This window comes from Paenibacillus sp. V4I7 (assembly GCF_030817275.1).
GTDB lineage: Bacteria > Bacillota > Bacilli > Paenibacillales > NBRC-103111 > Paenibacillus_E.
The window spans coordinates 1-20,313 of record NZ_JAUSZD010000001.1 but is presented as its reverse complement, the minus strand read 5'-3'; the positions used below and the strand labels follow the sequence as shown (position 1 = coordinate 20,313).

24 protein-coding genes and 1 pseudogene are annotated in these 20,313 nt (G+C 37.6%); 23 read left to right on the top strand and 2 right to left on the bottom strand.

The window, feature by feature from the left end; all coding sequences use genetic code 11:
- Window positions 1–94 precede the first annotated feature (94 nt).
- On the top strand, window positions 95–796 hold the full coding sequence (locus QFZ80_RS00125; protein WP_307544654.1) for a metallophosphoesterase family protein: 702 nt from the start codon (window positions 95–97) through the stop codon (window positions 794–796).
- A gap of 237 nt (window positions 797–1,033) precedes the next feature.
- A complete protein-coding gene (locus QFZ80_RS00120; protein WP_307544656.1) occupies window positions 1,034–1,516 on the top strand; it encodes a GNAT family N-acetyltransferase in 483 nt (160 codons plus the stop codon).
- Between the two features lie 103 nt (window positions 1,517–1,619).
- Here QFZ80_RS00120 and QFZ80_RS00115 read toward each other — a convergent pair whose 3' ends face one another.
- Complete coding sequence (locus QFZ80_RS00115; protein WP_307544658.1) at window positions 1,620–2,837, bottom strand: IS110 family RNA-guided transposase; 1,218 nt, start codon at window positions 2,835–2,837, stop codon at window positions 1,620–1,622.
- A 418-nt stretch (window positions 2,838–3,255) separates the two neighbouring features.
- Here QFZ80_RS00115 and QFZ80_RS00110 point away from each other — a divergent pair, with 418 nt between their 5' ends.
- The 13 genes from QFZ80_RS00110 to QFZ80_RS00050 all read left to right on the top strand — a co-directional run bounded on the left by QFZ80_RS00110 (window position 3,256) and on the right by QFZ80_RS00050 (window position 12,740).
- Complete coding sequence (locus tag QFZ80_RS00110; RefSeq protein WP_307544660.1) at window positions 3,256–3,540, top strand: hypothetical protein; 285 nt, start codon at window positions 3,256–3,258, stop codon at window positions 3,538–3,540.
- A 64-nt stretch (window positions 3,541–3,604) separates the two neighbouring features.
- On the top strand, window positions 3,605–4,150 hold the full coding sequence (locus QFZ80_RS00105) for a GNAT family N-acetyltransferase (RefSeq protein WP_307544662.1): 546 nt from the start codon (window positions 3,605–3,607) through the stop codon (window positions 4,148–4,150).
- 250 nt (window positions 4,151–4,400) lie between these two features.
- Window positions 4,401–4,892, top strand: a complete 492-nt coding sequence (locus tag QFZ80_RS00100; RefSeq protein ID WP_307544664.1) for a hypothetical protein — start codon at window positions 4,401–4,403, stop codon at window positions 4,890–4,892.
- Window positions 4,893–5,079: 187 nt separating this feature from the next.
- On the top strand, window positions 5,080–5,712 hold the full coding sequence (locus QFZ80_RS00095; protein ID WP_307544666.1) for a stalk domain-containing protein: 633 nt from the start codon (window positions 5,080–5,082) through the stop codon (window positions 5,710–5,712).
- A gap of 191 nt (window positions 5,713–5,903) precedes the next feature.
- A complete protein-coding gene (locus tag QFZ80_RS00090; RefSeq protein ID WP_307448668.1) occupies window positions 5,904–6,299 on the top strand; it encodes a hypothetical protein in 396 nt (131 codons plus the stop codon).
- A gap of 174 nt (window positions 6,300–6,473) precedes the next feature.
- Window positions 6,474–7,001 carry a hypothetical protein gene (locus tag QFZ80_RS00085; RefSeq protein ID WP_307544668.1) on the top strand — a complete coding sequence of 176 codons (528 nt, stop codon included), beginning with the start codon at window positions 6,474–6,476 and terminating at the stop codon, window positions 6,999–7,001.
- Window positions 7,002–7,267: 266 nt separating this feature from the next.
- Window positions 7,268–8,032, top strand: a complete 765-nt coding sequence (locus QFZ80_RS00080) for a hypothetical protein (RefSeq protein WP_307544670.1) — start codon at window positions 7,268–7,270, stop codon at window positions 8,030–8,032.
- A gap of 339 nt (window positions 8,033–8,371) precedes the next feature.
- Window positions 8,372–8,776, top strand: a complete 405-nt coding sequence (locus QFZ80_RS00075; RefSeq protein ID WP_307544672.1) for a hypothetical protein — start codon at window positions 8,372–8,374, stop codon at window positions 8,774–8,776.
- A gap of 108 nt (window positions 8,777–8,884) precedes the next feature.
- Window positions 8,885–9,382, top strand: coding sequence for a 2,4'-dihydroxyacetophenone dioxygenase family protein (locus tag QFZ80_RS00070; RefSeq protein ID WP_307544674.1), 498 nt, complete (start codon window positions 8,885–8,887; stop codon window positions 9,380–9,382).
- Between the two features lie 138 nt (window positions 9,383–9,520).
- Window positions 9,521–10,330 carry a phosphotransferase family protein gene (locus QFZ80_RS00065; protein ID WP_307544676.1) on the top strand — a complete coding sequence of 270 codons (810 nt, stop codon included), beginning with the start codon at window positions 9,521–9,523 and terminating at the stop codon, window positions 10,328–10,330.
- Window positions 10,331–10,657: 327 nt separating this feature from the next.
- Window positions 10,658–11,407 (top strand): class I SAM-dependent methyltransferase, encoded by a 750-nt coding sequence (locus tag QFZ80_RS00060; protein WP_307544678.1) that lies wholly within the window; start codon window positions 10,658–10,660, stop codon window positions 11,405–11,407.
- Window positions 11,408–11,614: 207 nt separating this feature from the next.
- Complete coding sequence (locus QFZ80_RS00055) at window positions 11,615–11,974, top strand: hypothetical protein (protein WP_307544679.1); 360 nt, start codon at window positions 11,615–11,617, stop codon at window positions 11,972–11,974.
- A 268-nt stretch (window positions 11,975–12,242) separates the two neighbouring features.
- Window positions 12,243–12,740 (top strand): GNAT family N-acetyltransferase, encoded by a 498-nt coding sequence (locus tag QFZ80_RS00050; RefSeq protein WP_307544681.1) that lies wholly within the window; start codon window positions 12,243–12,245, stop codon window positions 12,738–12,740.
- Window positions 12,741–12,987: 247 nt separating this feature from the next.
- On the opposite strand, the gene QFZ80_RS00045 is transcribed toward QFZ80_RS00050, so the two are convergent.
- Window positions 12,988–14,514, bottom strand: coding sequence for an FAD-dependent oxidoreductase (locus QFZ80_RS00045; protein WP_307544684.1), 1,527 nt, complete (start codon window positions 14,512–14,514; stop codon window positions 12,988–12,990).
- Window positions 14,515–14,844: 330 nt separating this feature from the next.
- On the opposite strand from QFZ80_RS00045, the gene QFZ80_RS00040 reads away from it, so the two are divergent.
- From QFZ80_RS00040 to QFZ80_RS00005, 8 genes and pseudogenes are all read left to right on the top strand, one after another.
- Window positions 14,845–15,651 carry a stalk domain-containing protein gene (locus tag QFZ80_RS00040; RefSeq protein ID WP_307544686.1) on the top strand — a complete coding sequence of 269 codons (807 nt, stop codon included), beginning with the start codon at window positions 14,845–14,847 and terminating at the stop codon, window positions 15,649–15,651.
- Between the two features lie 174 nt (window positions 15,652–15,825).
- Entirely contained in the window at window positions 15,826–16,377 is a 552-nt protein-coding gene (locus QFZ80_RS00035) for a hypothetical protein (protein WP_307544688.1), read from the top strand.
- 166 nt (window positions 16,378–16,543) lie between these two features.
- Window positions 16,544–17,089 carry a GrpB family protein gene (locus tag QFZ80_RS00030; RefSeq protein WP_307544690.1) on the top strand — a complete coding sequence of 182 codons (546 nt, stop codon included), beginning with the start codon at window positions 16,544–16,546 and terminating at the stop codon, window positions 17,087–17,089.
- Between the two features lie 33 nt (window positions 17,090–17,122).
- A complete protein-coding gene (locus tag QFZ80_RS00025; RefSeq protein ID WP_307544692.1) occupies window positions 17,123–17,701 on the top strand; it encodes a GDSL-type esterase/lipase family protein in 579 nt (192 codons plus the stop codon).
- A 176-nt stretch (window positions 17,702–17,877) separates the two neighbouring features.
- On the top strand, window positions 17,878–18,441 hold the full coding sequence (locus QFZ80_RS00020) for a hypothetical protein (protein WP_307544694.1): 564 nt from the start codon (window positions 17,878–17,880) through the stop codon (window positions 18,439–18,441).
- A 168-nt stretch (window positions 18,442–18,609) separates the two neighbouring features.
- Window positions 18,610–19,047: pseudogene (locus QFZ80_RS00015) on the top strand (IS1595 family transposase); the annotation flags it as partial.
- A gap of 21 nt (window positions 19,048–19,068) precedes the next feature.
- Window positions 19,069–19,419: a hypothetical protein gene (locus tag QFZ80_RS00010; protein WP_307544696.1), complete on the top strand. Its 351-nt coding sequence runs from the start codon at window positions 19,069–19,071 to the stop codon at window positions 19,417–19,419.
- A 336-nt stretch (window positions 19,420–19,755) separates the two neighbouring features.
- Window positions 19,756–20,223, top strand: coding sequence for a hypothetical protein (locus tag QFZ80_RS00005; RefSeq protein ID WP_307544698.1), 468 nt, complete (start codon window positions 19,756–19,758; stop codon window positions 20,221–20,223).
- The last annotated feature ends 90 nt before the right edge of the window (window positions 20,224–20,313 follow it).

Sequence of the window (20,313 nt, the reverse complement as noted above, 5' to 3'; positions counted from 1 at the left end):
CGGGCAGTTTAGTTACAAATAAAGGAAACCCGTGTTGAGTGGAGAATAAACTGTTAGTTATTAAATTGAGATTTCTCCAAGGAAGTGAATTACGTTGTACGTAACTGGTGATCTTCATGGGTATATAGATATTGGTAAATTGAATTCCAAGCGATTTCCCATTAATAGAGATTTAAGTAAAGATGACTACGTAATAATTGCTGGAGATTTTGGACTTGTATGGGACAATAAAAATGATGAATTATATTGGAGGAAATGGCTAGCTCGAAAAAACTTTAGTACTTTATTTATTGACGGAAATCATGAGAATTTCCAGTTGCTTAATTCTTACCCTGTAGAGAATTGGAATGGTGGAAACGTACATCGAATAAGCGAAAGCATTATACATTTAATGCGAGGTCAGATTTTTACTATTAAGGGATACAAGATATTTACTTTTGGTGGAGCTCAATCTCACGACAAAGAGTATCGAAAAGAGAATGTTAATTGGTGGCCAGAAGAGATGCCATCACTAGAAGAGTACCATGAAGGAATTAAGAATCTAGAGCGGCATAAATGGGAGGTTGACTTCGTAATCACGCATATGTGTCCTACATCGACCTTGCTGATACTAAATGAATCTAATAATACTGGTATTCATGAGGATCAGTTAAGTGATTACCTTGAGCAAATAAAAGAACGCTTATCTTATAAAAAGTGGTATTTTGGTCACTTTCATAGAGATATGGAATTACCAAATAAACAAAAACTTATCTACAAGTCAATAGAAGAGCTTCCCAACAATGATTCACGATAAAAAATGCCAATGAGGTGTGTATGAAAATTCGGATTTCAATCAAGAGCATCTGACGCTCCTGGAATGAATTTATTTCTTTGACCTAACGGAAAACGATAGCTAAACAGTGAAGGGCCGCGTGGCAGCCCTTCACCCCGCTAACGGGCAGTTTAACGCAATGATTCTCTTCTTGGATATGTGTTACAATGTCACATGAAATGATAACGATTTTTTGTGAGAAGAGGGGGATTGCAAAAGATGGATTTTTCAATAAATCTATACGAGAGACCTACTAGATTTGGTGACCCTATTACGCAAAAGATTAATCAATTAATAAATTCATTGACTGGTATTTGGTTTACAGAGGATGTTGCAGAAGACACATGTAAAGATTTAATGTTTCAAGATTTATTGTGTGCTGAGAGTGATGGACAAGTTACATCTTTTATAGTCTTTAAGAGTGCAGAAGGCTCAATTTCTATTTCATTAATGGGTACTGACCCGAGATACCATCGCAAAGGGATCGGTTCCAAATTGTTATTGCATTTGTTGGAACACGTAAAGAAGATGGGCTTTAATAAAATTGTTGCTTTAACGGTGCCGCCAAGCTCGAAGCCAGTGTATCAGCAAACTGTTCAATTCTATGAAAAGCATGGATTTAAAATCGAAAAGGAATACACTGAGCTATGGCAGAGTGGAACAATTCAGTTGGTGAAAATCCTGAACTCCCATGAAAATTAAAACTACAGTCACTGAAAAAGACAATAGTAAAGAAGACGCAGCTCATTCATTTTTTTAAAAGGGTGAAGCGCCCGGAATAAAACATATTGGTATCTTTGAGTAATTAAGAGACTTCTGAAATGGTCACAGAATAACCTAAGCTTTCTAGTCGTCGAACCGCGTACTTTACAATAGATTGTTGCTTCTGTTTGTCAAAGTATTCTTCACCTAAGTCAACATAAATTTCCTTACGAGTTAAGAGATAGTAGGCAATTCTTAACATTGCATGAGCCACATTGATGGCTGCTCGTTTTTTTCCTTTTCGCGCTGCTGTACGTCTATACATGGCGCCGAGGTAGTTTCTTGACGCTGCAACAGAATGGGCTGCTTCAACTAAGGCAGATTTCAGATATTTGTTTCCATTTTTGGCTTTGACAGATTTTCTCTTTCCTGCACTTTCGTTATGTCCAGGTACGAGTCCTGCCCAGGAGCAGAAATGCGCAGCGCTCGGAAACTGCTTTTTTATATTCGTCCCGATTTCCGCTAAGATTTGTTCCGCCATTCGAGTGGCTATACCAGGAATCGAATCTAAACGTTCGACGTCGTCATGGAATGGGGTTACCCTTGTAGCGACTTCTTGATCTAGCATCTCGATCTGTTCACTTAAGAAATCAATGTGAGTTAAAATGGTTTTTATCATTAGGCGTTGGTGAGGGTGCACATAACCCTGAAGAGCAAGTTCAAGATCATCCTTTTTTCGCTTCATGGTGCGTCTAGCGAAGTTCGCTAGTTTTTCAGGATCATCTTCACCATCTGCAATTGCACGCAGCATATCACGAGAAGAAACGCCCATAATATCGGACACAACTGAGCCAAGCTTAATATTTGCTCCTTCTAGCACTTTTTGAATTCGGTTGTTTTGTCTAGCTCTTTCTTCAATGATACTGCGACGGTACCGAACAAGTTCTCGAAGCTCCCGTTGATTTCGATCTGGAATGAAACTTGCTTTGAGGAGTCCATGACGAAGAAGCTTGGCAATCCATTCCGAATCTTTGACATCTGTTTTACGTCCAGGCAGTGCTTTCATATGCTGAGCATTCACCACTAAAAATTCAATTCCTTCAGCTTCAAGTAAATTGACAATAGGCTTCCAAAATACCCCTGTGCTTTCCATCGCAACATGAGTACATTCATGTTGTTTAATCCAATCGATGAGCTGTAATAGAAATACAGTTTTCGTTGAAAACGTTTGAATCTCCTTTCCCTTCGAAGTGAGAATACATGCTGTAATGTTGTCCTTATGAATATCCATACCGCATGCTCGTTCAATGACAACTTCCATCTTAAAAACATCCTCTCTTTGGCTAAATCAGAGTAGAGGCTGGTGCAACAATCAGAGTAGGATTAATCTCCCATGAGTGCTTCCCAAAAGGGAGCGACAATCTGTGATGCACCGTGATCGTTGGAGTCAGACTAACGGATGGGCTCTAAGGCACCATAGTTCATCGACCTTCCTCTCCCAGCCATAGTAGCAGTATTGACAGATTTTTCACCCCATTTTCATCATCTGTGGTGCGGCGCTTACGCTGCATGGATGGCTAACGGGAGAGAGAACAATAGTGGAATAACCAGGGAGCAGATTGCCGCAACATCTGCTTCCTATTTTCATTGAAGTAACAGAAGGATACTTAAATCAATTCACGAATACCAAAGGTAAGTATTTTCAATGTTACGGATAATACTTTTGAGGAGGATTCCGAATGGACATTGAATGGATTAATGAGAAATACAAGGAAGCAAGTAGAATATTTGACTCTACTTGGGAAGTTTATGAATGGGCTGATTCACTTTATCCTGACTTTGCAGGAGGTCTAAGAGTTAACGTAGGATATGCAACTCCAGATGATAAAGTTTTCGCGCATTTAGCCGAGCACCTTCCAAAATGGGCTAGCAACAACAATGTAAGGATTAGTGTTAATACTTCAAAGGATTTAGTGGATGGGAAGATGATATATAGGATTTGGATAACACCGTTTAACGAGTAATCAAGAAATTAATTCTTATGTTTCGAATCTTTAAGCGAGCGCAGAACGATAGCGGGGTGAACGAATGCTAAACATACGAAAATCTAATAAAACTGACCAGGAGTTTTTAGTTCTAATTGATTTAAAAAATGATGGGTACACACTTTCGGATGTAGTTGATATGACAGAACAAAATAAAGAGGAACATAGTAAGAAAATAGAAGGATTTCTCACTGACTCAGATAAAGGTGTGTTTGTTATTGAGGATTCTGCTTCCAACAAACCAATTGCAATGATAATGTATTCCATAGCAAATAGGGATTCCGTGTATCCGTGGAAAACAATTTACAACGAATTAGACAGAAACCTATTTCAAATTGATGGGCGGTTTATCGAGATATTTCAATTATGGGTTCATCCAAGTTATCGAAGATTAGGATTAGCGACTAAGCTAAAGCTCAAGTTGGAGGAAGAAGCTCAAAATCATAAAGTTAATTTAATTTATACACATACAGAAGAAACAAATAATCATGTCATCGAGCTAAATAAAAAAATTGGTTATCAAGAGGTTCGCCGTGGGCCAATTTGGGATGAAGTAATCCGAGTAAGCCTGATTAAGCAATTAAGCTAACGGGGAACTATAGTTGAACAAACGTAAAATGGCTGCCGCGTGCAAGCCTATTGTGCTAACGGGCAGTAAAGTGTAATTTGTAAAATGATGGAACTTTTGTGAGCATTGAACGTCTAATTGAGTAGTTAAAACTTACTGGAAGGAGACAAAACAAAGACAAAGACAAAGAGGTATTGAGAAAATATAAATACAAAGGATAAAAGGGCCATGGTGTTTGTGAAAAATTAAATTAACAAAAAGGAGTTTTTATATGAGACAAAGTTCTAAATTTGCTTCTATCCTGACAGTTCTTTTTTTAGTTACTTGTGCTGGGATAGTCAGTGCAGCTGGGTTACAAGATAATAGGTCGCTTGAAGAGAAAACGAGCAGACCAATACAGAAGGTGCAACAACAAAATCTTGAAGAATCTGCTAAGGGCATCGTTACAGATTATTTTAATGCCATTATTAAGGAAGGTGACGCTGGTGGAGTAACCCCGTTAATAGCTTTTTCATTGGGAAAAGTGGACATTTCAGATTCAGCAAATATCAAAGTATCGGTGGATTTGAAGTATAAAGATGATAATATGGAATTGCCTTCAGTAGATTATTCAGTTGTTCGAGTTGATGATAAGTATCAAGTACAGAAACAAGTTTGTATATTTGATGCAATTCCAGGTTCTCCTACAAAAGGCACAGCGTCTTGCAGCAAGATTTTTATTGAGCATGAAAATGGATTGATGACCGTTCCTGGTAGAAAATAACTAATGACATTCACTTTTAAAAACCACGCACGATAGTTGAATAATGGCTGCTTCGGCAGCTATTTTATTTGCCCTACTAACAGGGCAGATTATTGAAATAGCTTGCGTATAAGAAAGTTATAAATGGAAAATTTTCACTTGTTCCCTTCGTCTTATTTTTTAGAACTGAATGTTGGGAGTGATGAGTATGAAAAAGTTTGTTTTAGGTCTAATTTGCGGCATTGGTTTAACCGCAACAACCGCTGTTTATGCGTCTGACATGATACAAGCGTACTTATTTCCAGCTAAACTTGAAATCAATGGACAAAGCAAGGAATTAGATAGCGAGTACAAAATTTTGAATTATAATGGTCATGCCTATTTTCCTATTCGATTTATTGCAGAAAACTTAGAATTAGGTGTTAAGTATTCGTCCATGGATAACATTATTTCTATTATGAAAGAACCAACTCAGATCGATGAATATGCTCATAAGGTATGGCTAATTCAATATAAATTAAATGTGGGACAGAATCAAAATTATGTGAAAAATATTTTAGGAGAACCATCAGTAGTCATTATGGATGACTTACAGCAGGAAGTATGGTGGAGATATGATATTTCTGCAAAACCTAATTATAAATACAATCAAGTGCAAGATTTTGATATCAAAGGTTTGGAGAATGGGGACCTTAATGCCCAGTTGTATATTAAATGGTTAAAACAAGAAAAAATAGAAGATATTTCTTTGGGGTATACAAAGGGAAAAGACGCACAAAGACGAATTTACTTCCATTATGTTCTTCCTGATGGATCGACTCCTGGTGGATTGTACGAGTAATGTCGACAAAAATGATTAGGCAGCTTTCTCAACTAAAGAGCAGTTCCTTTTTTTATTTTCATTGAAGTAAAGGGCAGTATAGTTAAATAATTCATCTTTGAAGAAAGTGAATATTCCATGCAAATGTGTTAAATGTAGTGTCCTGTCCATACATATAGAAAAGTGAAAGTGTATGGAAAGGGATGAACTAAATGAAAATTGCGTTGTATATTATTACTGTTATTAGCTTATTTGTATCAGCAGCTTGCAGTAACTCGTTTAGTGAATCGGATGCCGTAAAATATACTTTAGCCAAGATACATGAGTTAAATGACCCACATTTATTTGTTGATTTTCCAAAACGAAATGGAAGCAGAAATATGAAGGTCACGATAGGTGGTATGTATGGAAATACAACCAATTTAAAGTTAACAACGAGTGTTAAATTGATTGATAAAGAAACATACGAAGTTACCCTTATCAAAGATTGGAACTATAAGGTGAATGATATAAGAGTGAGTAGCTTATGGAAATTTAGGGTTACACAAAGCAATGTGACTCTTTTGAAAAAAGACGACAAGGATGATTTACTGGCTGCAATAGGTTGATGATTAGAAGATAGTGTCCTCATCCAAACCAAGTACATTACGCTAACGAGAAACGCTAGCACAACAATATTCATTGTATGTGAGGATACCTGTCTAACAAGGCTATTATACGTATTCCGCAAAAAAGACGTTATCTGAATCTGAAATAACCTTGAATCATGGAGGGGAGGGAACATGAGAGGTTTTAGAATTATTTTAATCCTATTATTTATTTCACTTGTTATTTCTGGATGTAAAAGCAAGACAATTGAAGAAGAGTTTTATAAAACACATAAAAAAGAAGGACAGGAAATAATTTATCAAGGTTTCGTAATGAAAAGACCGTTCATTTTATATAAAGCCCCTTTTGATAATGGAAATATTGGTGTTGGCTTGGCAATATTTGAGGGTGATGAGGCTAAAGGATGGAAACTGAGTTCATCAAATGCAATGTATAGTGATAATAAATTATTAATAGATCAATCAAGAATTAACTTTAATGACAATGTTAGACGGCATTTAATATATGGTTTTATTAATGATCCAGAAATAAACAAAATTGAAATAATCGATAAGAACAATCAAGCTATTGAGGCTAATATTATTCAGACTAATTGGAAGAGAGTATATTTCGGATTAGTTGAAATGAATGAATTGAGAATTAATGCTTATGACAAGAACAATAAAATCCTGTTTGAAGTGCCGTACAAGAGCAAGAATTAGATTGTTACTCAAAGATGCCAGGTTACTTCAGATAAAACCGTATTCACGCTACGGGGCTAAAGCCACACTGGTCTGCCCGAGGCATTTCGTGTTGAACTAACGAAGAACGATAGCACAATAATAATACTATGTTATAATTTCATAGAGGATTTTATGTCATAATACATAGGCTGGCGCTTTTTCATAAAAGTGAGAAGTTAAATTCTATCTATTTGTCAACAAGGTTTGAACGTAACGAATGAAAATAAGAGGGGATGTTTAACAGCATGAAAATTATAAAGAAGATTTTGATTTTTAGTTGTCTTGTTTGTTTAATCGCTGGATGTCAAAGAGTAGAAAGCAAAATGGAGAATTCCAATAAATCTAATGTTGAAATAACTTCAACACCGTCTCCTTCTGCGATTTTAAAACCAGAAAAAATACTAGAACCTAGAGACAGAGCAGCATTGAAAGTGATCCAACTACTCATCGATGGTGATATTAAAACCTTAGAGAGATATAACAGAATTAAGAAAATTTGGGTTACCAATGATTCACTTGCTAAGGTTAAAGATATCGATGTTAGTAAGCTTGATTTCCTTTGGAAACAAGCAGAAGATGGTGATAAATCTGGCGATCATAAGAATTGGATTGTAGACATTCAATATGACGGTAAACATTTTGATACGTTTTATTTTGCAGTCACGACTCCTGGGGGCAACTACATACCATCTCAACTTGTATTTGCTGATGCCATTAAATCAGAGTTAGCTACTCCTGAGAAAACCGCAAACTTTGTGTTGACACTTATTAAAGAGAATAAAATAGACATGCTAGATCAACTAGCTGGTTTTAAAACAAATATTCAAAGTACAGCTGTTCAAGAATTAGCTTCGCAAGATTTTAGTAAGTACACATTTGTTTCAGAGAAGATTTCTGTACAAAACCGAATGGAAGAATACTGGGAAGTGAAAGTGTTTTATGAGGGGAAGCAGACGGATACACTTCGTGTAGTCCATCAATTCGATATTTATCTGCCATATTTTCAATAAAGGATTAAAGAATTGCAAAGTAACGCGGCAGCGGCAAACCAGAGCTATTTGGTTTGCCGCTTCTATTTTTGCAAGATTGGCAAGTTCCTTTAATGGTGTAACATACAAAACAAGGCATTTAGGCCTCGTGATGCATGCTGTTCAGTGAAAATAAAGTATTTTAGACTGAAAATAAAGTTGTAGACTTAGAAAATAAACTATTAGACTCACAGGGCAGCGCTCAACTAACGGGCAGTAAAGTGTGGTGTCATCGGAATGTTTTTGTGGAATTATTAGGAAAAATAACGCAACGATATAGAATGTATATACGTCTAATATGTAAAGAAACGGGGTGTATACATGATACGAACAAGTTTTATGAATCGGGCTGCGTTGTCCTATTTCTTATTAACGCTCCTTGTAATTGGCTGTAATAACGATGACACTTATTCGAAATTCATAGAGGGTCAAATAAGTGAAGTTTTGCCGAACGGTGTAGTTGTCGATTGTTCCGACGAGGTAAATAAAGGGGTAAGTGGAAAAATTAATTCTATCGGATATAACTGTTTCATCCAGTTCAAAGATGATACGAAATTCATAGATGATAAAGGGGAAATACTAACGAAGAATGATTACACTAGGTCTCAAACGGTAAAAGTTACCCTTGATACACCTGAAAATATAAGGAGATGGCACTCTACCGAAGCATCAAAACGTTCCGTTATTAAGGCGAGTTCGATTGTATTAGTTCCCTCCAAGCGTTAAGCTAACGGGCAGTTTAGCATGGCGACAGGTGGATGAAAATAAAGGAAAAATTGGGGCAGATTTCGAATACTAATTATATCCTAACCACATTTGAATGAAGGTGCCTCTATGAATTCCCTTATTGAAGAAGCAGTAATAAAACTCGCAGAAAAATTTCAGTTGCCAGAACGTATAGTTAACATTGAAGAATTGCCTTGGATACCGTTCACTGATAATCACTCTTGTTATTTCAAGCCTTTACGCTTTGATCTAAACACCGGAACATGGATTTATTTATTTAAAATTAAGAGCAATCAGGTTTTGGGAAGACACAGACACACTGGTGGATCGGTAATTGGCTATAATATTCAAGGTAAATGGAGATACGAAGGGCGCGAATGGGTGGCTGTTCCGGGTACCTTTATATTTGAACCACCAGGCGACATTCATACCCTGATTACAGAAGACGAAGAAGTAGTCACTCTTTTCATATTGGGGGGTTCTCTTCAATATTTTGATGAGAACGATCACATTATCGGACAAGACGACATTTATACCGTCCTAAATAAATATAGAGTTTTTTGCGAATTACATGGGATTCAAACTAGAGATGACCTTATTTTTTGAGACTCAGTACATAAGCCTTGTTCAGCTATCGGGAACTATACCAAAATATATTCAGGTGAAGACCGCAGACAGCTATGTATCGGCGGCTTTCTCAATGAGATCATAAGTACGAGCAGATTTCCAATAGGAGATGATAAAATGATAAAGCTTAGCGAGGGTCGAACAGCTGAAATTTTCGAGCAAGGACTGGGGAAAATTTTAAAGCTTTATCGGAACGAATTTCCTGTGGAAGCAATCAGATATGAATATGAGGTAAATCAGATTGTCGCCTTCCTTGGAATCCCTTCGCCCAGAGTGTACGATTTAATCGACTTTGAACATAGGAAAGGTATCGTGTTTGAACGGATCGAGGGCTCAACTATGCTTCGTATGATTGTTCAACATCCTAACGAACTATATCGTTTAACAAAAGAGTTTGCTGAACTACATTATCATATTCATAAATATGAACTAGATGTAGAGAGAAATGGAAGATCGCCCGTCCTAAAACAGAAAGTGGTATTAGCCCGTAATATACAGAACGCAGCACAACTCTCGAATGATGTGAAGAAAGAGATAATTGATTATTTGGAACAACTACCAGACGGAAACTGTCTATGCCATGGTGATTTTCACCCGGAGAATGCCATGATCGGTGAGCTTAATTGGGTAATCGATTGGATGACTGGAATGGTCGGTAATCCTGCCGGTGATGTCGCACGCACTCTACTCTTATTCCGTTTTGGTACGTTGCCTGATGATGCCCCAAAGAGCGTTAAAGATGCACTTCAACTGATGAGGGATAAGATAAATGAAATATATTTGGAACATTATCTTACATTTTCTGATCTGCAGTTCAGCGACATTGATGAGTGGATGTTGCCGATTGCAGCGGCTAGACTATCGGAATGGATTCCTGATCAGGAGAAAGCACTGCTGTTAAACTTAATTGAAGAACGATTAAGCTAACGGAAAACAGATAGCATAATGACAAAAGGCTGCCAGAATTGACGGCCTTTTCAACTCACTGGCAGTTATCTAATAAACATTGATTTGTCATTTACTTTAGACTTATAATTGGAATATCTTTCAAAATGAGGTGAAGCGGATGTCATTCCGTATCGTTCGAGGTATTTAGTTTTCGGGCTGGAAAAAACGCGTACCAGCCATCAAGGGGGTTCTCTGCCCTTTTGATCAATGAAAACTAAACTTTGAACGGTGTCGGCTGTCATCCTTACGTTAAAGCCAAGGGACACCCTTTGGCTTTTTATTATCTCATTGGAGGATTGAGAATAAATGAACGAATTAGTGTACAAGAACTTTTACGATCGCTGTGGAAACTTAAATGGATGGGACTTTAGCAAAGTCAGGTCTGCATCCGAGGGAGCAAAATGGGATTTTTATCATGAAGTTTCCCAAAGATGCAAGAAATCGGACATATTGTTGGACATAGGTACTGCTGGTGGGGAAGCTTTGTTGTCAATCGCTGAGGTAGCTTTGCTATTAGTGGGAATTGACATTTCGGTTGGAATGCTTGATGCCGCAAGTGTTAACTTGGAATCCTCAAGGATTTCCAATGTACGTATTTTGCAAATGGATTCTGACAAAATAGATTTCCCCAATGGTTTTTTTAACATTGTATCTTCTCGTCATGCACCAATTAATGCGGAGGAAGTGGCTAGAGTCTTAGTAGATGACGGCATATTTCTAACGCAGCAAGTAAGCGAAGATGATAAAATCAACATCAAACAGGCTTTTGAAAGAGGTCAGTTATTTGGTATTCAGGACGGGACGTTAAAAAATAAATATATTACAGAATTACGTGAAGCAGGGTTTCATGATATTCAAGGTTTTGATTATGACGTAACGGAATGGTACAAATCTTACGAAGATTTAATATTCTTACTGAAGCACACTCCGATCATTCCGAACTTTGGGCAAAGTGAAAATGACTTTGCTTTACTTGAAAAATTCATCGGGAAACATCAAACGAATAAGGGGATCATGACCAATTCAAAACGCTTCATGATCATTGCAAGAAAATAAGGTGAAATAGTGCGGGTGCTTCGGCATCCGTTTTTTATTCTCCACTAATGAAGAACTATAGTTTAACAATTAGAACGAGGCTGCTGGCAATGGAATGGCAACCTCGTTGAGCTAACGGGCAGACTAGTTTAACAATTTCCCGAAAAAGCTTTTGTAACTTTTGGCTAATAGATTTCGTTCATATATTAATACAGGAGGTGGGATTTAATGGGTAGATCGATTTTAATTTTGATCTTTTCAATGATGCTTATATGTGTAGGCTGCCAAAGCAAACAGCAGATAAACAATGACAAGTTGGTAGTTCTCAAACGCTCCGGAACAGAAAACAAACACGAAAAACACAAAGAGGTTACAGATAAGAATACAGTTCTAGCCATCAAATCGGTGTTAAAAAAAGGGGATTGGAAAAAATCGAAGATTAGCATGACTATACCGCCCGTAATAAAATTTATTTCGAACCTACTGATGGTAGTGAAGCATTATCTGTTTGGTATGATGTTTGGTTTACGAATGAATTCGCGGAAGTTTATATTGAGGCTCAAAATTTGTACAGAAAGCTTTCAGTAGAAGATTCTCTTGCACTCCGTGACGTAATTCAATAACTGGAGGAATTAAGCTAACGGAAGACGATAGTTCAGAGCTTGCCACGAGGCAGCTCCTTTTTCATTTAATGAAGTAACGAACAGCTTTTTTGGTGGAAGATAGAGATGCTTACGCTGAGATTTTTAGATTGGTAAAGAATGATTAAATATAAATTTAAGCTTCCAACGAACTGAACTTTATTGCATCATTATTAGGTAAGAAAGCTTGATTGGAGACTGGTGGGGGTAGAATAATGGAGTTACTCATAGATAAAGTAGATTCGGATCGAAAAGAAATATTAAGAAATTTAATGACGTTGTTTTTACACGACTTATCCGAATTCATTGAAGGCATAAATTTAAATTCGGATAATGGGCTTTTCGAATTCGATGTTCTTGACATGTTTTTTGATAAAGAGGGACTATCACCATTTTTTATTAATTTAAATGGTAAACCAATAGGCTTTATTCTATTGCAAAGTGGTCCATATTCAAATCAAGAATATGCAGATTATGTGTTGAATTCCTTCTTTATTCTCAGAAACCAGAGAAGGAAAGGGATTGGAAAATTAGCTTGTAACAAGTTTTTTGAAATGTATCCTGGCAGATATGCAATTAGCCAGGCACAAACCAACACTCCAGCCTTAAAATTTTGGAAAAGTGTCTATGAATCAAATGGGGTAATGCCTTATGAAAAAGAAGAGATTGAGGATGGAATAAGCGTAGTTTATCAATACTTCAAAACTCATTAATTATTAAACTAACGGAAACGATAGTGAAGGAGCCTTGCCTCGCGGCAGCTCTTTTTTCTTATATGAAGATTTACAAAAAGTGATTGACGGAAAGGCAAATCTGACTAAATCGAGGATCGATCGTTACGAACAGGCAGGTTAACGGAAGGAAACATAACCCATTTAAACAATAAAAAAACCTCCGTTAAGAGGTTTTTCGTTAATCTCCCTTGTTTAGTTCAAATAAGCGAAATAAGCGAAATAAGCGTTACTTTATCTGAGACGATTCCCGATCGTACAGCACCCGAATACCATCGTCCACATCATTTTGTTTATTTCTTCCTTCCACGCCGGTAACAGTGATGCCTCTTGATTTCAGTGTTTTCTGGAACTCCGCCATCTGAATATCGGTAAGTCTTGTGAGAGGAAGCAAGCCTTCCTCTACATAGCCGAGCAGATAACCGATAACCTCACCGGCGATCGACGTATTCGGCTGAATTCGAGCGCTTCCGTATGCAATTCCGGCGGCACCTACATTTTTGCCGGCCACGATGACGTTTGCGTATCCCTTCGAAAGGAAAGAGCGCAGTGGCATGCCATATTTGTCAGGACGGCCCATTTCTTTTCCCCATACTGAGTTTTGCGTACCCTGCAGGTCCAGCTTGTAGCCGGCAATGCTCACATTGTCCGCGAACATTCGACCGCTCATCAGATCGGATGCCCGAAGCACATACTCTGTTTCGTAACGGTCATAATCCCGGACGTACAGGTAGTTCGGGTAGCCATTCAACTCCGCGTTCTCCCATCCTGGCAACTCTTTACGAAGATGCTGCAAAATAAGTTCGGTTTCGTGCCGGCCCAGTTCCAGTGCCTTACGGATAGATTCTGGATTAGAAGGATCGACGTTATACACCAATAATGCGTTGATTAGAGCTTCGCCGTTCAGCTGATTGACCGTATTCAAACCACGGAGAAACACTTGTGAGCTTGTAGGCTTATACCTGCCTCCAACATTTCCAAAGCCCCATGTAAACATATCCGTCACGGTGGTTGCCTTCCCGTAATTCTCTTCGCGCTCCTTATTGCTAAGCTTGTTCACTTCTTGCTTGAATTTCGACCAGTCAACGTTCTTAAACTTCATCATTAGCGAAGAGGCCATGTAGTCCTTGTCGCCGCCAAATACCACTTCAACGCCGGGAAGGCGATTCAGGCCGAGCTTGCTCGACAAAGTGGCGAAATCGCTATTTTCTACCCAGTACTTGGCGGAAATCGCTTTGTCCAGTCCGTTTTTGGTTCGATATTTGAGAGACTGAATCCGTTTCTTCAAGGTAACAGAGTCTGTGCCAAACTCCACCGATGTGATTGTAATGCCTGACTCAATCGGAACACCATCCAACAGCTTTTGGAAGTAGCTCTGAAACTCCGGGCCCTTGCGGATCGAACCCAGTTTATAAGCTTCAAATAATTCCTTGACCTTGCCCTGCAGCAGCGTTTTGCCGTCGCCACCCTGCGTTTCGTCCAGGTAGTGCATTTCTCCCTGGATGAGTTGGCCTCCCGGCTCGTCTCGAGGATCTAGTATTACGACGGACAAGCCGACTTCCCTGGCTGCGTCAGCCAAATAAATGCCTTCAATTTCAGAGCCTATGAGCACGATGTCTGGGCGGCTCGGGTCGGTGGGAATCGCCTTTTCGACCGATTTAGGCTCACTTTCGTCCATGCATCCGGCCAGCAACAGCAGAGCACACAGGAGAATAAGCAGCGAGGCCTGCCAGGGTCCTCTTGTAAACCGAATCATAATGCTTTCTCTCCTCTGGTTAATGGATTAATATTAAATTTCGCCATAGGAACCCGATAAACCTTCAGAAATGTAATAAAAATGGAAATCAAATGCTGTTTATATCGAGTTGGGGTCAAGTAGTTTATTTAACAGAGAAGTTAAGCGTGGTGGTAAACGGTTATTTCTGGTTTCTGCAATATGGTGTACTTAAAAATTCGTTCATAATGCACCCATTAGTTATATAAGGGTGAATAACAATTGTTAAAAGTTAAAAATTTCCAAAATTCGAAACTTTCTACTTACGCCAAGCGTCTGTAATTATAAGAGAAACAATGGGAGTTGATAAAGGTGAAGAGGTTGGTTGTTGGTTTGACATGTGTTGTTGCTTTAATAACTACTACTGCTGTTTATGCCGCACAGTTCTCCGAATACAAAATAGAAGCTAAGGTTGTTCCATTTGCTTATCACCTTGCCGATGAAAACAGAGGCACACTGCATGGCGATAATTACTATGGTGCGAGTGATAAAGTAGGTCTTCCTCAAAGTATTAATTTTCAAGGAACTCAATACGTACCAATACGTGAAATTGCCAATATTCTAAACCTTAATATTGATTGGGATAATTCTAAAAAGGTAGCTATCTTGCAGCCGACAACTGGTACAGATGCTAAACCTCAAAACCTCGATGCACTTATTGAACTTTATTCAAAACAATTAGAAATACTTAGAGGTATGAAAGCACAATCGCAAAACGGTACGACCCCATCTGCCGAACCTGAGAAAACACCTGCTGAAAATGAAATAGGCGGTAATGATGTAAGAAATCCATTGGCATATCAATTAACCAAAGAGCAGATTAAGGTTATGTTTGGTACTCAGTATACAGAAGTCACAGATGCTATGAACGGCGAATGGAAAATATGGCGTTTTGATATTGAACCTAAAGATGGATATAAATCTGACTACGATATTTATAAGAATGGAATAATCGACATAGATAATTTGAAATCCCAAGTCATTAAAGGGCAGGTATTTATTACATGGAACACAGATGGAAAATTAATAGGTGTAGATTGTTATTACCTCGAGAATGGAGTAGTTTCTCAATTTGGCTTTGATGAAAACACATTGAAAAAAGCATATTCAACTAATTAATTAAAACCATATTAGAACCGGCGAACGTTAGTTCAATAACAAACAAGCATGATGAGGCTGCTGGCAAGATCGGCGGCCTCATTACGCTAACGGGCAGGATAGTGAAAAACACCTGGTACAAATTGTTAGAATTCATGGGCATACTAATCCTAAGAAAATGTGGGGGATGCCTAAGTGCAAAAACTTAAAATTTCGTTATTACTTTTACTATGGCTGAACATGCTAACGGCAAATTTAGCATTCGCAAGAGATGGATTAGATGAAAACTTAATTTCAATTTACATCAACTCAATAAACGAAAAAGAATGGTCTGACATACCTGATTTGTGGGTTAAGGGTCAACGTGACATACTTATTAACTTTTTCAACAATATGCAAAATAAAGGCCAGAAGGTTGGGTTATTCAATATCAATAAAGCCCAAACTGTTGCTTCTAAGCAAATACCCTACGAATACGGAAAAATTTATATACCTACACGTTATATTGAGACATTTATCGACCCTCATATTTTTTATGTGGCTGTTAACTATGAGGTATTTAAGGAGGACAAATATCACATAAACGGAGTAAATTACTTCTTTATCGTTACCGTATTAGAGGGTGGTAAAAGAAAAATTGTCCTAACCCCACATGTTCCCGTTAACCAAATTATCAGAGACGGTTATGGATATGGAACAGCAGACGAAAAGACATTTGACGAGAGGAGAATAAAATACGTTCAATAATGCCTAGTCCATTGAACTAACGGAAACGATAGTTTAGGGGCTTGCCACGCGGCAGCTCTTTTTTTGTTCATTCAAGTAACGGCAGTTTTGTTCAGGAGAAGGACTATAAACTCCAATATGGAATTTACTTACTTAGGATTTCGTACCAATAAGGAGTGAGTTCGTTATGAATAAAGATGAACTTGGAAAATTATATCCAATAACAGTTGTCCCTTACGATGGAAATTGGACTTTATTGTTTAAAAATGAAAAACAATTTTTAACCAATCTTCTTGGCTCAGAAATAGCTCTAAGAATAGAACATATCGGAAGCACCGCTGTACCAAATTTATCAGCCAAGCCAACAATTGATATTTTAGTGGAGATTCCAAATGAAAGTGGAATTTGTGAACTGATAATGAGCAAGATGAATGAAAATAACTATATACACATGAAAGAACAGAAAAATCATTTGATGTTTATTAAAGGCTATTCTCCGACAGGATTGGAAAAGGAATCCTTCCATATTCATATGGGGTCAAAAGATTTGGACTTTCTATGGGATAGAGTGTATTTTAGGGACTACCTACGTGAGAACCCTACTGTTGCCAAACAGTATGAAGAACTAAAGCATAAATTAGCGGAAACTTATAAGTATGATAGGGAAGCCTACACTGACAATAAAACAGAATTCATTAGACAAATAACCAGATTAGCAAAAGAGAGGCAATAAATTTTACGCATTGGGCAAAAGGAGACCAAATAAATGAAACTGGTCTGTTTTGGGGACAGCATAACCGCAAGGACAGAAGGTCATGACCGCTCTTTATTAACAATAAAACTTAAATCTAAACTGAGCGAGGAATGGGAAGTCATTAACGCTGGCGTACCTGGTAATAATACTTTCGATGCAATTGAGAGAATTCAGAAAGATGTCTTAATTCATAATCCAGATATAGTGACGGTTCTATTCGGTGCGAATGATGCTGCATTTCACAAGATGGTTCAACTGTTAGACTATAAAAGGAATCTCACTGATATTGTTACGATTCTTTCTCCAAAGAGGGTCATACTTATTAGCCCTGCACCAGTTGATGAGAGGTTACAACATGCTCGAACTAATGTCGTACTTAAGCAATATGCAGAGGTCGTTAGAGAAGTGAGTTTAGCAACAGGAAGCCAATATGTTGACTTTTTCTCAAGTATGATGGGGTTTCATAATTTAACTGAAATATTAAGAGGTCATAGAAACGATGGACTGCATTTCGGTGAACTGGGTTATGATTATTTATCCGATGAGATAAGTAAAAAAATACTGATTTTGCGTGGGAATTCGTTCAACTAACGGAAACTTTAGCTCAGGATCTGCATTGAAGCACCTCTTTTTGATTCCATTAAAGTAACGGGCAGGATGCTTATACACTTTTCCACTATTTGGAGTATGTAATTACGCAACATATTGATTCGTTTTGAGTTTAATATCGATTGATAGGTATTTGGATGGAATGAGGTAAGATAAAATTGACGTTTAAAAGAACGATATGGATATTCTTGTTGGTGTTGATGCTAACCGCTTGTAGGGGAGAAATTGATACAGAATCTTCTGTGTATCAGGAGAGTCCAATGGGAGCATTCCAAAGAGAGATTACGCCAATATTGGAAGCTGCTATAAACAAACAATTTCCGAATAATGAGAATGGAGATGCGCTTGCCGAGCAGGCAGTGATTTATTACGAAGATGAAGACGAAAATAACCCCAGAATTGTCTTCCTTGCTTATAATGAAGATACAAAAGAAATGATAGAAATTCGCAAAGAGCTAGAAGAAAAATTCGGTAAAAAAGTAGTTTTTAAGAAAGCAAAATATAAACCGAAATTTCTTCGTGATATGGCAACAGAAATAAGTGTTTACTTATTCTCTATACGGAACAATAAGGATATAAACGGTGCTTATTGGAATGCAAAAGAGGAAGTAATCGTGATTGAAGGCAAACTATCAAATGATCAAATGAATGCCTTGAACAATAGGTTTGATCCTAAGTTATTGAAGATCAAAAATAATGAGTTGCATCCTGCGGCATTTTAGAAAAGCAGATCACATCAATCGCTTCTCAGATTCAGCTATTGGAAAACGAGACATAAAGGATCATGGCTACATCGCAGTCGATAATCCCTTTTTACTAATCATTAACAATGTATTTTGTTCTCGCTTGAATGTTAATTCATTAAGAAAAGTTTCAAATTGTACTTTGTGCTTATCGTTGCGTATGACCGTAACGGAAACATTATTTGTCAAATGGGCGGTCGCGGGCGTATCAAAGCCGAAGCCATAGATACAGTCATTGGAGGACACATCGCTGCCTCGTCTTTGCTTTGTACGGATAGTGCGACAAACTATAAAAAGTTTGCCAAAATGAAGGGTCTAACGCACGAAATCCTGCCTAGAGGAACGCATGTTTCTAAAGCCATTTATCATATCCAGCATGTCAATTCATTTCATTCACGCTTGAAACAGTGGATGAACAGGTTCCAGGGCGTTTCAACCAAGTACATTGACAACTACATGTTCTGGTTCCGATTTTTGGAGCTACACAAGAAGCTCGAACATACCGATAAGCAAAAGAAAATGCTGTTGGACTCTTGCAAACGAGTGAATTTTACGACCGTTCAGCATTTTAGAACGAGTGCGTGAATTAGGGGGGGTAGGCTGAGAATGAAGTTAAAAAAATATGGAACAAACGTACTAGGTCTCCTTAGTTTATACATTTACTACATCCTGCTGATTTTGTTTGTTACTGTTTCGCTAGTAGACACCCCAGAATCAATAGCGTTAAATAGAGAACATGGGATTGGTCCTTCTTCAGCCTTTGCTTTCATGTTTTTAATGCTTTCTGGTATAGGTCCAGTTTTGGTTATTTTTCTACCTCTTCTGTCATTTTGGTTATGTAAAAAAGCCAAACAAAAAAGCAATCGTTTATTTCTTATTTCAATAGTCATTCATGTTATTTTGTTATGCGTATTTGGGTTGAGGTTTAGCCAACTTTCCTCTCATATAGGCGGTTAATAATCGAACACTTTAAATAGCAACAATATTTACGAAAACAGCGTAATAAATACAGCAATCAAATCGTTCATTTCAAGGGGCCTATCTCATGAAGAATAGAAAGAAAATTAGGGATTTGATATATGTAAGCAGCAGACGAATTGTTTTTATTCGTATGGAATCGAATTCCATGAATTTATGAACTGTGTATATAATAGACCAGAAAACCTTTTGCTTCTTAAACATAATTTTGGTAATGCACAATGGAATCAACATTCTAGATTTGATTATGTTACGAAGCAAGAAATAAATGAATTAATTGAGAATAATGTTTATGGCTACGGAGATTTTTGTTGGGTGGATTTCTCGGAAGAGGAGGACCTGGACACCTTAAGCAACAATCAAATTGCAGAATTATTGTTTTTTGGTCACCTTGCAAAGCCATTACATAATGTACCAAAGAAACGATTTGCCTATTTTGCACATGATGATGGCTGGTTTAACAAGCTCTATATTACAGACCTACATGATTATGAAATTCTTTTAGCCAGGGTTATTACTTTGAAACTTCATAAGTTAACTGGAAGAAAATTTTTCGATATCCCAAAAGACATTTCATCGGTACTTTTAGAATGCACGAAAGATGGATTATTCATTGACTTATCAAGAGTTATAAAGAGTAAAGTTGAATTTAAAATACCAATAACCGCTATTGGTCATTACAGAGATATGGACAAAGTATACGACTTTAGGGAAGAAATAAGTGATTATAAGGTTTGGTTAGTATATTCTAAAAAGTTATGGAAGCTAATAAAGGAAGACTAAATCCATCGTATAATGCAAAGCCTGCCGTGTCCATGTGGATTCGGTTTCTACATCATCAGTCGTTTTTCGTTTAACTAAACGGAAAATGAT